Source organism: Rahnella inusitata, from assembly GCF_965118895.1.
GTDB classification, from domain to species: domain Bacteria; phylum Pseudomonadota; class Gammaproteobacteria; order Enterobacterales; family Enterobacteriaceae; genus Rahnella; species Rahnella inusitata_A.
Window position 1 is genome coordinate 1 of record NZ_CBCPJJ010000006.1, and the last position, 15,554, is coordinate 15,554.

13 protein-coding genes and 1 other annotated feature are annotated in these 15,554 nt (G+C 53.0%); of the genes, 11 read left to right on the plus strand and 2 right to left on the minus strand.

The features are described 5' to 3' along the window. A partial coding sequence (locus tag ACMHLI_RS05665; RefSeq protein WP_413528602.1) for a histidinol dehydrogenase occupies positions 1-651 on the minus strand: 651 nt, incomplete at its 3' end. Positions 652-655: 4 nt separating this feature from the next. Continuing rightward, positions 656-1,555, minus strand: a complete 900-nt coding sequence (hisG, locus tag ACMHLI_RS05670; RefSeq protein ID WP_056769589.1) for an ATP phosphoribosyltransferase — start codon at positions 1,553-1,555, stop codon at positions 656-658. 94 nt (positions 1,556-1,649) lie between these two features. After that, positions 1,650-1,771: a sequence feature (His leader region), on the minus strand. 327 nt (positions 1,772-2,098) lie between these two features. On the opposite strand from hisG, the gene ACMHLI_RS05675 reads away from it, so the two are divergent. The 11 genes from ACMHLI_RS05675 (at position 2,099) to ACMHLI_RS05725 (ending at position 15,543) form a co-directional block, all read left to right on the plus strand. Continuing rightward, positions 2,099-2,923, plus strand: coding sequence for an SDR family oxidoreductase (locus ACMHLI_RS05675; RefSeq protein ID WP_413528603.1), 825 nt, complete (start codon positions 2,099-2,101; stop codon positions 2,921-2,923). A 1,281-nt stretch (positions 2,924-4,204) separates the two neighbouring features. Next, entirely contained in the window at positions 4,205-4,549 is a 345-nt protein-coding gene (flhD, locus tag ACMHLI_RS05680) for a flagellar transcriptional regulator FlhD (protein ID WP_056769592.1), read from the plus strand. A gap of 22 nt (positions 4,550-4,571) precedes the next feature. After that, positions 4,572-5,180: a flagellar transcriptional regulator FlhC gene (gene flhC / locus ACMHLI_RS05685; RefSeq protein ID WP_112164377.1), complete on the plus strand. Its 609-nt coding sequence runs from the start codon at positions 4,572-4,574 to the stop codon at positions 5,178-5,180. Positions 5,181-5,361: 181 nt separating this feature from the next. Beyond that, on the plus strand, positions 5,362-6,249 hold the full coding sequence (gene motA / locus ACMHLI_RS05690) for a flagellar motor stator protein MotA (RefSeq protein WP_112164376.1): 888 nt from the start codon (positions 5,362-5,364) through the stop codon (positions 6,247-6,249). Continuing rightward, the gene (motB, locus tag ACMHLI_RS05695; RefSeq protein ID WP_413528604.1) at positions 6,246-7,451 is read left to right on the plus strand and encodes a flagellar motor protein MotB; all 1,206 of its coding nucleotides are present in this window, start codon (positions 6,246-6,248) and stop codon (positions 7,449-7,451) included. The genes motA and motB overlap by 4 nt, the downstream gene beginning before the upstream one ends. Positions 7,452-7,455: 4 nt before the next feature. After that, complete coding sequence (cheA, locus tag ACMHLI_RS05700; protein ID WP_413528605.1) at positions 7,456-9,477, plus strand: chemotaxis protein CheA; 2,022 nt, start codon at positions 7,456-7,458, stop codon at positions 9,475-9,477. A 98-nt stretch (positions 9,478-9,575) separates the two neighbouring features. Beyond that, the gene (gene cheW / locus ACMHLI_RS05705) at positions 9,576-10,073 is read left to right on the plus strand and encodes a chemotaxis protein CheW (RefSeq protein WP_413528606.1); all 498 of its coding nucleotides are present in this window, start codon (positions 9,576-9,578) and stop codon (positions 10,071-10,073) included. A gap of 949 nt (positions 10,074-11,022) precedes the next feature. Beyond that, positions 11,023-11,412: a hypothetical protein gene (locus tag ACMHLI_RS05710; protein ID WP_413528607.1), complete on the plus strand. Its 390-nt coding sequence runs from the start codon at positions 11,023-11,025 to the stop codon at positions 11,410-11,412. After that, the gene (locus ACMHLI_RS05715) at positions 11,409-11,627 is read left to right on the plus strand and encodes a helix-turn-helix domain-containing protein (RefSeq protein WP_413528608.1); all 219 of its coding nucleotides are present in this window, start codon (positions 11,409-11,411) and stop codon (positions 11,625-11,627) included. The genes ACMHLI_RS05710 and ACMHLI_RS05715 overlap by 4 nt, the downstream gene beginning before the upstream one ends. Positions 11,628-12,109: 482 nt before the next feature. Next, on the plus strand, positions 12,110-13,804 hold the full coding sequence (locus ACMHLI_RS05720; protein ID WP_413528609.1) for a methyl-accepting chemotaxis protein: 1,695 nt from the start codon (positions 12,110-12,112) through the stop codon (positions 13,802-13,804). A 68-nt stretch (positions 13,805-13,872) separates the two neighbouring features. Then, complete coding sequence (locus ACMHLI_RS05725; RefSeq protein ID WP_413528610.1) at positions 13,873-15,543, plus strand: methyl-accepting chemotaxis protein; 1,671 nt, start codon at positions 13,873-13,875, stop codon at positions 15,541-15,543. The last annotated feature ends 11 nt before the right edge of the window (positions 15,544-15,554 follow it).

Consider the following 15,554-nt stretch of genomic DNA (forward strand, 5'->3'; position numbering starts at 1 on the left):
CACATAGGCATTGCCCGGGCCGAAGATTTTCGCCACACGCGGAACGCTCTCGGTGCCAAATGCCAGCGCGGCAATCGCCTGCGCGCCGCCCAGCTGATACACCTCTTCCACGCCACACAGTTGCGCGGCATACAGAATTTCATCGGCAATCGGCGGCGGTGAACACAGCACGACCTTTTGGCACCCGGCGATACGCGCCGGGGTAGCTAACATTAATACGGTTGATACCAGCGGTGCAGAACCGCCCGGAATATACAAACCCACCGACTGAATAGGGCGGGTCAGCTGCTGACAACGCACGCCTGGCTGAGTCTCGATATCCACCACCGCCAGCTTTTGTGCCTGGTGGAACGTATTAATGTTGCGAACGGCGTGCGCCATCGCCTGTTTCACGTCATCACCTAAACGCGCCGATGCTGCCTCGATCTGTGCCGCAGTCACGCGCAGGTCTTGCACTTCAGTCTTATCAAAGCGGGCGCAAAACTCGCGCAACGCACTGTCACCTTCGCTGCGTACGCGACGCAGGATCTCGCTGACAGATTCGGTAATACGGTCTGATGCCGAAATCGCCGGACGGGTCAGCAGGCTGCGACGCTGTTGTTCGTCGCATTGCTGCCAGTCAATCGGGGTAGTGAACGCGTTTGGCTGCATGGCATTACTCCATCATTTTTTCGATTGGCAGAACCAGAATCGAGCTGGCGCCCAGCGCTTTCAGTTTCTCCATGGTTTCCCAGAACAGTGTTTCGCTGCTGACCATGTGCATCGCCACACGCTGCTGATCGCCGGCCAGCGGCAAAATGGTTGGACGTTCAGCGCCCGGCAGCAGGGCAACGATTTCGTCCAGACGCTCACTTGGCGCGTGCAACATAATGTATTTGGATTCGCGCGCCTGAATCACGCCCTGAATACGGGTCATCATTTTGTCGATCAGTTGCTGTTTGGCTTCCGGCATCTCGCCATCGCGCTGGATCAGGCAGGCTTTCGAGCGGTAAATCACTTCTACTTCGCGCAGGCCGTTGGCTTCGAGCGTTGCGCCGGTGGAAACCAGATCGCAAATCGCATCAGAAAGGCCAGCGCGCGGCGCGACTTCAACGGAGCCGTTCAGCAGACAGGATTTAAAATCAACGCCCTGTTTGTCGAGATATTGTTTGAGCAGGTGAGGATAAGACGTGGCGATGCGGGAATTTTGCAGGCTTTGCGGACCGGTGTATTCAGCATCGAGCGGGGTGGCTAATGACAGACGGCAACCGCCGAAATCCAGACGACGCAGGGTGAAGTAACGCGGATCTTCACCCTGTGCGCGCCGGGCCAGCAACTCTTCTTCCAGCACGTTCTCACCGATGATACCCAGATCGACCACGCCATCCATGACCAGCCCCGGAATATCGTCATCACGTACACGCAAAATGTCGATCGGCATGTTTTCTGCGAAGGCGATCAGGCGTTGTTCCTGCAGATTGATTTTAATCCCGCAGCGCGCCAGCAGTTCGCGTGACTCGTCGCTCAGGCGACCTGATTTTTGCATTGCTATCCGTAAACGTGTTTTATCCAGCATGATGACCTCAATTTCTTTATTTTCAGTTTTAATATCGTAAATGTTGTGTGCAGAGTTTTTTGTACAAATGCTTTTACTTCAATTCGTTGGGACAAAAAAAAAGCCCCCGGAAGCAATCTTCCGGGGGCTTTCTCTGCGTTCTGCTCCACTGGAAGATCTAGACAGTCTTCCAGCACCAATCGCCTGCAAGACTAGTCAGGGTGATGGTGATGATGGTGGTTAATCAGAACGTTTGTCATTATCGTATCTCGTTAAGTTCATTCAATGCCGCAATGCTTTCATTGAAAACATTCGCCACACAAATCAAATTCGGTTGCCAATAAAACTAAACTATCGGGCGGCTTCAGCGCAACCTTTTTTTCCGATGATGAGTTTTTCTTATCGGCAGGGGCTCTTTCATCGATAAAATGAATGATCTGTTAACAGTCCCGGAGAAAAGCTTACGCATCTATAAGGACGGAAGGGCTAGTATAAAGAGTAGCGTTTAAGAGATCGGCAGATGGCGCCTGGCGACCATCGGTCACAGAGCAAAGGGAGTGAGATATGAAGAAGGTTTCGATTATTGGGTTAGGCTGGCTGGGAATGCCTCTGGCGATGGCGCTGGCGGCAAGAGGCTACGACGTGGTGGGCAGCAAGACTACCCCCGATGGCGTGGACGCTGCCAGAATGGTTGGCATCGACTGCTATCCGTTAGTGTTTACCCCTCATATGGAATGCGAAGCAGAAGATCTGGATAAGCTGCTAAACGTCGATGCTCTGATTATTACTTTACCGGCACGCAGAACTGTCGAAGGCAGCGAACTCTATTTTCAGGCGGTACAGCTGCTGACCGACAGCGCGCTGGCGCATAACGTTCCGCGCATCATCTTTACCAGCTCGACGTCGGTCTATGGTGAAAGAGAAGGCATAGTGCGTGAAGGGTCAGCGCTCGAGCCTGTCACCTCCAGCGGCAAAGTGCTTAAAGAGTTGGAAAACTGGTTACACAGCCTGCCGCACACCTCGGTAGATGTCTTGCGTCTGGCCGGGCTGGTGGGGGGCGATCGTCATCCGGGACGTTTCATGGCCGGTAAGACGGACGTGAAGGGCGGACAAAACGGCGTAAACCTGGTGCATCAGGATGATGTGATCGCGGCGATCACCTTATTGCTGAGTCTGCCGAAAGGCGGCCACACATATAACCTCTGCGCACCGCATCATCCGGCTAAGTCCGAATTCTATCCGGCTCTGGCACGTCAGATGGGCCTGGAAGCGCCGACGTTTGCTGAAGAAGCTTCAGCATCGAAAGGCAAAACGGTAGACGGCGAGCGCATCTGCAAAGAGCTGGGTTTTGAATATCAATACCCCGATCCGCGGACGATGCCTTTCTAAGCGATGTCACAACCATTACTCTGCGAGTAATAATATTAAGTTATGACCTGCCGGAATTAGCGGCAGGTTAATCCAGTCAGAATGCTCATTGAGTAATGAACTGACAGCTTTTGAATGAAAGTCTTCCTCCTCCATAATCGTCTCATCAGAGTTAACATCACTTTCTTTATTTAAAAAACCTACCTCAATAACCCTTTATTTCGCTGGTTGATTAACTCATTGCGTTGATGGGGTTGTCAGAAATGTTCTTTACGCGTTTTTTACTGATAAAAAGGGGATAAGACCGCTGTATAGGTAATAAAAATCCTAATCGCCATCTTTTTATTTGTGATTATCCGGTATAAACCACTTTTTTAAGTCTGATCACTAAAGTTATTGTGAAGTTTGCCGATACCGGAGGACGGCATATTGCCCGCGTAACATCACATCTGCTTATCAATCTGGTCTGCTCACCGGATGACTCCCCGTACCCCAACACATTTTCTTACACTCATTGTCTTTTTACTTTTCAAATCGTGTAGTTGTTCACGTTTTCAAAACCTTTCGCATCATTTTTAACCAAAATTCCTTAACGCAAATCCTCCACACCCCGCATACTGACTGGGTTGTGTACATTTAGCACAATGATCGCGCTATCAGAAATTACCAGCACATTTCACTGTGCTGTCTATGCTTAAGTTAGGATTATTCTTATCATTTGGCTTTAGGCGGTCTTTGTACAAAATGATCTCAAAACCCCTCAAAAAAGCAGTCTGGAGGCGGGTTTTTAGATGCTTTTTTACTTTTGCGTTAAAACTGCGCAAATTTTTACGATAAAGTGCGCTTTTTAGGATAAAATAAATTTCAATTATGTGATGTGTGTCACACTTTATTCAAAATTCGTGATCAGTTAGATTGTATGTATAAAGGAAAGAGGGGTAGAGTTGCGTCGTAGTAAGATTATTCCTAATAATGTATGTAAAAGCGTTTCACTGAACGACACTCCATCACAGCAACGGACCCTGCCAGTACACCAAAACTGATATGTTTGAAGATTACTTAGCATTGCAATTGTCACACTTAATTTAGTTTACATCAGGAACAACCTTGTATTGGCGGTGAAGTAAATACCGCGGGATAAATCCATTTTTACGTCGTGAGATTTATTAATCAGCCAATGATCTAATTGTTTTGATAGTGAAAAAATACTCCCTGACAAGCCGGGTAAAACTCTTGCTGCATGGAATATGTCTATCAATCAGCCACATTAAAAATGTGGCATCGGTAATGGGGTAGAACAGCATGTCCGAATTGCTTAAGCACATATATGATATCAACCTGTCATATTTACTTTTGGCACAGCGTTTGATTAACGACGAAAAAGCCTCCGCAATGTTCCGTTTAGGGATAGATGACGTGATGGCAGATGCTTTAGGTCAACTCACGTTGCCACAGATGGTGAAATTAGCTGAAACGAATCAGCTTCTTTGCCAGTTTCGCTTTGATGACAGCAAGACCATTGAACGCCTGACTCAGGAATCCCGCGTCGACGATTTGCAACAAATCCACACCGGTATCCTGTTGTCGAGCCACCTGCTTAAAGGTCTGGCGGCGAGAGACAGCGGCGCCATGAAGAAAAGGGCGTAGTCATGTCTATTAAGGGCGCAACATGCTAATCAAAGACACGCCAGTTAAACCGGCGGAAAAAAGCATTGTTCAGGAAGCACGTGATATTCAGCTCGCCATGGAGCTGATTTCACTCGGCGCGAGATTGCAGATGCTGGAAAGCGAAACGCAGTTAAGCCGTGGCCGTCTGATAAAACTTTATAAAGAATTACGTGGCAGCCCGCCACCTAAGGGCATGTTGCCGTTCTCGACGGACTGGTTCATGACCTGGGAGCAAAACATTCACTCCTCAATGTTTTACAACGCTTACTCTTTCCTGATGAAGAGCGGGCATTGTAATGGCGTCGAAGCAGTGATCAGTGCCTACCGTTTGTACCTCGAACAGTGCCCTGAACAGCCGGGTGAAGCCCCGATTTTAGCGCTGACCCGTGCCTGGACGCTGGTGCGTTTTGTCGACAGCGGCATGTTGCAGCTTTCCGCCTGCAACTGTTGCGACGGTTCATTTATTACCCATGCACACCAGCCCCGCCACGGGTTTGTTTGCAGTCTTTGCCAACCCCCATCCCGCGCAGTAAAAAAACGTAAACTTTCCCCGCAGGTTGCCGATATAACATCTCAAGAGCTGGACGAAAAGGTCAAGCGCGCAGTCTGAGATGTCAGGGTCGCAGTAAGAATGCCCGGGCGGTGGTAACACCGCTCCCTATTTTTCCCCCTCATCTCTTTGCCTTTGTCTGGCACCGTTTATGCAATTGTTTGGTGTTGCATAGATTTCGGCAGGCTCACGGCGATGCGCTTTTCCTCGCCCTAAAACCACATCGAATTAAGGATTCATCGTGCTAGTGATAATAGGTTACATCGTGGTGCTGGGCTCAGTGTTTGGCGGTTTCATGCTCGTCGGCGGGGAACTGGGCGCGTTATACCAACCAGCAGAATTACTGATCATCGGCGGTGCCGGTATCGGTGCTTTCTTCGTCGGTAACAACGGTAAAGCGATTAAATCCACCATGCGCGCGATGCCGCAGCTGTTCCGCGCCTCCAAATACAACAAAGCGTTGTACATGGATTTAATGGCCTTGCTCTATCGCTTATTAGCCAAGTCCCGCCAACAGGGGATGCTGTCGCTGGAAAATGACATCGACAATCCTGCTGAAAGTGACATTTTCGCTAATTATCCGCGCATCCTTGCCGATAAACATTTAGTGGAATATCTGACTGACTACTTACGTCTGATGGTCAGCGGCAACATGAATGCGTTTGAGATTGAAGCGCTGATGGATGAAGAGATTGAAGCCCACGAGCACGAAAGCGAAGTGCCGGCTAACAGCCTGGCGCTGGTGGGTGATTCACTTCCGGCGTTTGGTATCGTCGCGGCTGTAATGGGGATCGTCCACACCCTGGCCGCAGCAGACCGTCCGGCAGCAGAGCTTGGCGCACTGATCGCGCATGCGATGGTCGGGACCTTCCTCGGCATCTTGCTGGCGTACGGATTCGTGTCTCCTCTGGCCAGCCTGTTACGCCAGAAGAGCGCTGAAAACACTAAAATGATGCAGTGCATCAAAGTGACCTTGCTGTCGAGTCTCAACGGGTATGCGCCACAAATCGCCGTCGAGTTTGGCCGCAAGACGCTCTACACCACAGAACGCCCTTCCTTTATCGAACTGGAGGAGCACGTTCGTCAGGTTAAATCACCACAGAAACAAGCTGAAGAAGAAAACGTATGAAGCATCAAAGCCATCCCATCGTTGTTGTACGTAAGAAAAAGAGTAAACACGGCGGCGGGCATCACGGCGGTTCATGGAAGATTGCTTACGCTGACTTTATGACGGCGATGATGGCCTTCTTTCTGGTGATGTGGCTGATTTCGATCTCCAGCCCTAAAGAATTGGTGCAGATTGCCGAATACTTCCGTACGCCGCTGGCGGTGGCCATTACCGGCGGCCCGCGCAGCAGCGATGCGACCAGCCCGATCCCGGGCGGCGGGGAAGACCCGACCGTGCAGGACGGCGAAGTGCATAAGATGATCCAGTCGCAGGGCGATGCCCGTGAAATTCGTGAAACAGGCGATCTGAAGAAGTTGCAGGAAAAACTGGAAGAGATGCTGGCCTCGGATCCGCGCTTAAAAGGACTGCGTCCGCATCTGATGATTAACCTGACCGAACAGGGGTTACGCATTCAGATCATCGACAGCAAGAACCGCCCGATGTTCCAGCTGGGCAGCGCCATCGTTGAGCCGTACATGCGAGATATTCTGCGCGCGATTGGCCCGGTTTTGGATGATTTTCCGAACAAAATTAGTCTGGCCGGTCATACCGATGACATGCCTTATGCACAGGGCGAACGCGGCTACAGCAACTGGGAATTATCGACCGACCGCGCCAATGCGTCACGTCGGGAAATGATTATCGGCGGGCTGAGCGAAGGAAAAGTGCTGCGGGTGATGGGCATGGGATCGACCATGCAACTCAAAAATCATCCGGCAGGCGACGCGATAAATCGTCGTATCAGTATTTTGGTCCTCAACAAACACGCTGAGGAAGCTATTGAACGGGAAAACAGCGAGGGCGAAGCGATCACGATCAGTGACGCGGGCGAGCTGCAAAGACAAGTTCCAGGCCGCAGTACCGCGCCTGCGCTGGCTCCGAAAGTTCCGGCAACACAAAGTGAGGTTCCGCAAGCTCAGTCAGCGCCATCCGTGGCACCGGCGATGAGTCCGGCACCTGCCGCTGCTGCCCCCGAACCTTCAGCGCCAGCAGTTTCATCAGAATCAGCAACAGCGGTAACCACATTAACCACCACCAGGATTGAGACGCAGGCGCCAGCCACACCATCGGCCGACGCTCAACCCGCGACGGCAGCTCCGGCTGTCGCGGCAGGCACGGCACCTGCGACCACATCAACAAGCCGCGATTCACAGCAGAGGTGATCACGTGAGCATGGATATAACTGATTTTTATCAGACGTTTTTTGATGAAGCCGACGAGTTGCTGGCGGACATGGAGCAACATCTGTTGTTACTTGATCCCGATGCGCCCGACGTTGAGCAGCTCAACGCGATTTTCCGCGCGGCGCACTCAATTAAAGGTGGCGCAGCGACCTTTGGCTTTACGGTTCTGCAGGAAACCACCCATTTACTGGAAAACCTGCTCGACGGTGCGCGACGCGCAGAGATGAGCCTGAGCACCGACATTATCAACCTGTTTTTGGAAACGAAAGATATTATGCAGGAGCAACTGGACGCCTATAAATCTTCGCGGGATCCCGATGCAGACAGTTTCGAATACATCTGCGCTGCCCTGAGACAACTGGCGCTCGACGTGCAGCAAGCGCGTGAACCGGCTGCCGATCTTCACGTTGTCACCGATGAACCTGCACAAATGGCTGCCCCTGCGACACCTGTCGCAGGCAAAGGCGGCATGCGCGTGCGCCTGTCCGGCCTTAAGCCGCAGGAAGTACCGGTGATGCTCGAAGAGCTGGGCAATCTGGGTGACATCGTAGATCCGGTGCAAACTGAAGACAGTGTGGAAGCCACGCTGGTGACTACAGTCACCGAAGACGACATTATCGCGGTATTGTGTTTCGTGCTCGAACCGGAACAAATCAGCTTCACGCAGGCGACGGCTCCGGCTGCCGCTGAGCCCGTTGCCGCCGCACCTGCCGCTGTCGCAGCACCTGTTGCACCGGCCGCACCGCGTCCTGCGCCGGTACTGACCGCCGTGCCTGACAGCGAACCGCCGAAACCCCGTGCGCCAAAAGCGCCGGAATCCACCAGCATCCGTGTTGCGGTTGAAAAGGTCGATCAGCTGATCAACCTGGTCGGCGAGCTGGTGATCACTCAGTCGATGCTGGCACAGCGTTCCGATCTGCTGGATCCGGTGGCGCACAGCGACCTGCTCAACAGTATGGGCCAGCTGGAGCGTAACGCCCGTGACCTGCAGGAATCAGTGATGTCGATTCGTATGATGCCGATGGAATACGTTTTCAGCCGCTTCCCGCGTCTGGTGCGTGATCTGGCGAGCAAGCTGAATAAGCAAATCGAACTTACCTTGCTTGGCAGTTCCACCGAACTGGATAAGAGCCTGATTGAACGCATTATCGATCCCCTGACGCACCTGGTGCGTAACAGTCTCGATCACGGCGTTGAAACTCCGGACGTGCGTATTGCCAACGGCAAACCGCCGACCGGCAACCTGACGCTGTCAGCGGAGCATCAGGGCGGCAATATCTGCATCGAAGTGGTGGATGACGGCGCGGGGCTGAACCGCGAACGTATCATCGCGAAAGCGCTGTCGCAGGGCATGAACGTCAGTGAAAGCATGAGCGACGAAGACGTCGGTATGCTGATTTTCGCGCCGGGTTTCTCGACGGCGGAGAAAGTCACCGACGTGTCTGGCCGTGGCGTGGGCATGGACGTGGTGAAACGAAACATCCAGGAAATGGGCGGTCACGTCGAAATCCATTCCCAGCAGGGCAAAGGCACGACGATCCGTATCCTGCTGCCCCTGACGCTGGCTATCCTCGATGGCATGTCAGTCAAAGTCGGCAAAGAAGTCTTCATTCTGCCATTGAATGCGGTGATGGAATCGTTGCAACCGCTGGCAGAAGATTTACACCCGCTGGCCGGTGGCGAACGCGTTCTGCAAGTGCGTGGCGAATATCTGCCGCTGGTCGAGCTATACAACGTGTTTGACGTTGAAGCCGCGAAGACCGAAGCCACGCAGGGCATCGTGGTGATCCTGCAAAGTGCAGGGCGTCGGTACGCCTTACTGGTCGATCAGCTGATTGGTCAGCATCAGGTGGTGGTAAAGAATCTGGAAAGCAACTATCGCAAAGTGCCGGGTATTTCCGCCGCCACCATTTTGGGTGACGGCAGCGTGGCGCTGATTGTGGACGTGTCGGCATTGCAGGCGCTGAACCGTGACAAACGTGCGACGGGCGCATCTGCCGCGTGATGTGATTAACAATAAAAGCATGCAAAACCTCCGGTGGCTGGCCCGTCAGGTGACGGCCACCGGGCGTAAAAACTCAGGCTGATTTAAGGGTGAATAACATGGCAGGACTTGCAACTGTGGCAAAAATTGCGGGCGAAACGGTAGGACAGGAATTCCTGATCTTTACCCTGGGCGATGAAGAATACGGTATCGATATCCTGAAAGTGCAGGAAATCCGTGGTTACGATCAGGTAACCCGCATTGCGAACACGCCCGCATTCATTAAAGGCGTCACCAACCTGCGCGGCGTGATCGTGCCAATTCTCGACCTGCGTGTGAAATTTGCGCAGGAAAACGTGATTTACAATGAAAATACCGTCGTTATCGTCCTCAACTTCGAAAACCGCGTGGTCGGGATTGTGGTTGACGGCGTATCTGATGTGCTGTCGCTGACACAAGATCAGATCCGTCCTGCGCCGGAATTCGCGGTGACGATGTCGACTGAGTACCTGACCGGTTTAGGGTCACTTGGGGACAGAATGTTGATTTTAGTGGATATTGAGAAGTTGCTGAGCAGTGAAGAAATGGCGTTGATTGATACGGTGAGTAAGGGGTAAGGGGGCTGCTTTAGCTTCAGTTTTAGCGTTAAGGTCAAGGTCGTGGGCGTCGGCCCACACCGACCAGAGACCCGCTATCGCGCGGGCCTCTGGACTCCACGCTCTTTTCACTGCGCGCTGTCGCAGGCACGACGGACATGTTCTGTCACCGCAGCGTGTGGCGCAAAACCCTGCCGCTGCGCGGTCCCTTCTCTCGGTCCTGAAGCCTCAGGTCTTCAGGCCGCTCCGTTCAGCAGGATTTTTTGATCGCGCCAGTCTCGATCGAATAAAACCCTCGTTTTGTGCCTTCCTCGTAAAATCAAAGTTCAAACTCGGGCTTTGGTTTGCTCCTTCCCCTGCGAAGGGGTATAGCAGACCACTCCGCTGTCAAAACCCTTTTTTTATCTCCAAATCTAACTGACTGATTTTTAAAGGTGTAATTAACCAGAAAAAAAGAGGGTTTTTCCCATCAAACAGAGATAATCTCTTTTCGTTCAGAGTAGTACCCTCAATCTCTAACAGTTCACTGCCGTACAGGCAGCTTAGAAAACTTCTCAAATGCTGACTTAGTGTCCTTCACTGTTCACTGCCGCCCAGGCAGCCCTTCCCAACACCAGTCAATCGTGCCTAATGCAACTGACTGCAAACGAAAAAAAACTCTCTGGAAGCAATATCCCATTCTCGTTATTTGCCCATTTCATCTGTGTGGGTATTTGGCTAAAGTGTTCTCGCTGCGGCAAAATCCGCAGCCGGGTGTAGGAACCTGAACCCCTGGTGGCATTTATAAATGTGAGTGCCATTGCACTGTATTACCAGCATAAATTCAGTATATTGTTTGGTAACTCAGGCGGGGCAGCCCTCGGGCTGGTCGGGAGGGTAACCGATATTCCTACCCCCGTCTGAGTTACCGCCTGGGTGTAGGAACTTAAGGAGGTAACGTATTACGCAATCTAACTTAGGTTCAACGTAAATGGATATTACCCAAACTTCAGATACCCAAGATTCATGGTCAATCACCGACAGCTGCCGTTTAATCGCGAATGCGATGATCAATCCGCAGAACAGTGGGGCGCAAAAAACGCTTTCGCTGATGATGCAGCATCAGCTTGAAAACCTCGAAGTGGCGCTGATGCAGCCGGTTCCAGAACATCGCAAACAATTCGAGATACCCGCTGACGATGGCCTGTTCGATTACACCGAACTCGAACCTTCTGAGCTGTGCGATCAGTGCATGGCGCTGAATTACGCATTGATGACGCTGCACGACAAAAAGATAAAAGAGATCCTCGCGTTTATTTTGTGGGAGCGTTTCGAGATGCTGCGCAGTGCGCTGTATACGAATTGCGAGGAGGCAGTATGAAACAGGACTGGCATCAGGCGGATATCATTGCTGCGATTAAAAAGAAAGGCACAACCCTCGCCGCCGTTTCACGCCACGCAGGGCTCAGCTCCTCAACACTGTCGAATGCCTTAACGCGCAAATGGCCGAAAGGCGAAAGACTCATTGCCGAATCGATTGGCGTAAAAGCAGAAACTATCTGGCCGAGCCGGTATAGCAAAACGAAATACAGCTAAGTCGATAATCTAAATGAAAGATAGAAGGGTTCACCCCCTTCTATTCAATCCGATTTCACTGCCGTACCGGTAAATCCCCATCCCTCCATCCCCCGATTCTTTCGCCCTAAAACCCCCCATGGCGCGCTCAAAAATCCTGCTGAACGGAGCGGCCTGAAGACCAGAGGCTTCAGGACCGAGTGAAGGCACCGCGTAGCGGCAGGATTTTGCGCCACACGCTGGAGCACCAGAACAGGTCCGTCGTTCCAGCGACAGCGCGCAGTTTAAGAGCCCGGGGGGTCTTGGGGGGTGGCGGCGACAGGCCGCCCCCCAAGTCGGTGTGGGCCGACGCCCACGGTTTTGACCTTCGTGCAGGTCAACACCCAGAGTTTCGACGTTAATCCTCAACCACGCCCCCCCAAATTTTCGATCCCCATCACATAAAGTTCCCCTCAATCCTGCCGATAACCCTTCCAGATAATTCTCATTTAAAAAGGAACAACATGTTTAACCGTATGAAAGTGGTCACGGGCATCGTGATCTTACTGGTGGTCTTCGGTGCTTTACAGTTGGTATCCGGTGGCCTGTTCTTCAAATCCCTGAAGACGGACAAAGACAATTTCACCACGTCGCAACAGATCCGTTTACAGCAGGCGGAATTTAACGCCAGCTGGATCTATTTGCTGCAAACCCGCAACACGCTTAACCGCGCAGGCATTCGTTTTATGCTCGACGCCAACCAGATGGGCAGCGGCGCGACGGTTAAAGAGCTGGTCGACACGGCGACCAAAGATCTGAAAATCGCCGATCAGCATTTTGCCAATTATCAAAAAATCCCGGTGGATGCCAGCCAGAATCCGGCGTTAGCGGCGGAAGCGAAAAAAAATTACCTGGTGCTGCATGATGCCCTGGCGGAACTGATTGAGCTGATTGGTCTCGGGCGCATCAACGATTTCTTCGAACAGCCGACGCAGCAGTATCAGGATAACTTCGAAAAAGCGTTCGTGTCCTATATCGATCAAAACGACCATCTGTATGACAACGCCGTGAAAGTCAGCGAGAACTCCTTCAGCCACGCGTTGTGGATGCTGGGCACCGTACTGATTGTATTGGCGATTATCATCATTCTGGCGTGGGTCGGTGTGCAGCGCATTTTGATTCATCCGCTGAAAAATATCGTCGTTACCATCCGTAAAATCGCGACCGGTGACCTGACGCACGAAATAGTGGTGAAAAGCCGTAATGAAATCGGCCAGCTTGCCGATAGTCTCAAGTACATGCAGGAAGAACTGATCCGTACGGTATCTGGCGTGCGCCACGGCGCAGACGCGATTTACAGCGGCGCGAGCGAAATCTCTGCCGGTAACAGCGATCTCTCTTCCCGTACAGAAGAACAGGCCTCGGCGCTGGAAGAAACTGCCGCCAGCATGGAGCAGCTGACCGCAACCGTGAAACAGAACGCCGAAAACGCCCGTCAGGCCAGCCAGCTGGCACTGAGCGCATCGGAAACGGCACTGAAAGGCGGCAAAGTGGTGGCGAACGTCGTCGAAACCATGAACGACATTGCCAGCAGCTCGAAGAAAATCACCGACATTACCGGTGTGATCGACGGCATCGCCTTCCAGACCAATATTCTGGCACTGAACGCCGCGGTTGAAGCTGCGCGTGCCGGTGAACAAGGTCGCGGATTTGCGGTCGTGGCCGGTGAAGTCCGCAGCCTGGCGCAGCGCAGCGCACAGGCAGCAAAAGAAATTAAAGGTCTGATTGATGATTCCGTCAGCCGCATTAATACCGGTTCGGTACTGGCAGAAAGTGCCGGTGAAACCATGAATGACATGGTGAATGCGGTCACCCGCGTCACCGACATCATGGGCGAAATCACCTCGGCATCGGATGAACAAAGCCGGGGGATTGAGCAGGTCGCGCAGGCGATTACCGAAATGGATCGGGTGACGCAGCAGAATGCCTCACTGGTTGAAGAATCCGCGTCCGCCTCGGCGGCGCTGGAAGAGCAGGCGAGCCTGCTGACGCAATCCGTGGCGGTGTTTACCCTGAGTCAGTCCGTAACAAACAGCGTGCGCCCGGTAACTTCGTCTTCGTCAAGACTGCCTTTATTGACGCCAAACCTGTCAGGTTCTAAAGCCGGTACAGGTGGCGCTTCTGAAAGCAATCTGACTGAAAACTGGGAAACTTTTTAAGCCACGTACATCGCAATAATTATAAGAAATACTGTGCCGGTCAGGGCCGGCACATAAAGAGGCTACCCATGTTTAAGCACATCCGTGTGTCCACCTGCATGTTTTTACTGTTGTTAGTGTTTTTTGTGATGCAACTGGTTAACAGCGGTTTATCGCTGTACGCCGCCCACACGGATAAAACAAACTTCGAACAGATTTCAAATACGACTCAGCAACGCGATGCGCTGAGCCAGAGCTGGTCATATCTGCTACAAACCCGTAATACCCTGAACCGCGCGGCAACGCGTCTGGCACTGAAACAGCCACAGGACAACATCACACAGCTGATGGCCGATGCCAAAGCCAGCCTGAAAAAAGCCGAAGACGCGTATGCGGCATTTTTAGCGTTACCACGCAGAACGGAGAAAGCGGCGGAACTGACGGCGGTGAACAAAGCCAGCTATCAGCAGCTGCACGACATGTTGCAATCGCTTAACGACATGCTGTCAGCGGGCGACATGCAGGGCTTCCTTAACGGCCCGGCACAGAAATATCAGGATCAGTTCCAGAAAGACGTCGGCAGTTACACCGAGTATGTCGGCGGACGTTTCCAGCAGGCGCAGCAGCAAACGGTCGAGTCTTATCAGAACGTGATGGTGAATACGTCGGTGATTATTGTTCTGCTGGTGCTGTTGACCGCGCTGGCGTTGATCATCACCCGGCGGATCCTGTTTACGCCGCTGACCGTCATGCGCGGGCATTTTGACCGCATCGGCGCGGGCGATATCTCGGCACCGATCGCTGTTGAAGGCCGCTACGAAATTAAAGTCATGCTCGACAGCCTGCATCAGATGCAGCAGTCGCTGGCAAACACCGTGCGCACCGTGCGTCATGGCGCAGACACCATGTTCTCTGGCCTGAAAGGTATCGCTGCCGGTAACACAGATCTCTCTGCGCGTACTGAACAGCAGGCTTCCGCACTGGAAGAGACCGCTGCCAGCATGGAGCAACTGACGGCGACCGTAAAACAGAACGCCGAAAACGCCCGTCAGGCCACACAGCTGGCGCGCGATGCATCAAACACGGCTGAGAAGGGCGGCGAACTGACCGGCAACGTGGTGAAAACCGTGAATGACATCGCCGGCAGTTCGAAGAAAATCAGTGCCATCACCAGCGTCATCGACGGCATTGCGTTCCAGACCAACATTCTGGCGCTGAACGCCGCCGTGGAAGCCGCCCGTGCGGGGGAACAAGGTCGCGGGTTCGCCGTGGTCGCCGGTGAGGTGCGAAGTCTGGCACAGCGCAGTGCGCAGGCCGCCAAAGAGATTAAAGGGCTGATCGACGAGTCCGTCAGCCGCGTCAGTCAGGGTTCCGCACTGGTGGAATCCGCCGGTAATACGATGGATGACATCGTGCGCGCCGTCACCCGCGTCACCGACATCATGGGCGAAATCGCCTCAGCGTCGGACGAGCAGAGTCGCGGTATTGAGCAGGTGTCGATTGCCGTTACGCAGATGGATCAGGTGACCCAGCAGAACGCCACGCTGGTTCAGCAGGCGGCCTCTGCCACCCATGCGCTGGAAGTCGAATCTGAAAATCTGACCCGCGCGGTATCCGTATTCCGCTTAGCGACGTCAGAAGGTGTGCTGCAACCGCGCAACGGACAGGTCTCCGGCTTTACGCCGCGTCAGGTGACGCAACCCACGTTACTTCCTGCGACCGCCCGTGCGGGAGCGGCGGATAACTGGGAAACCTTCTGACAGCCCGGTAT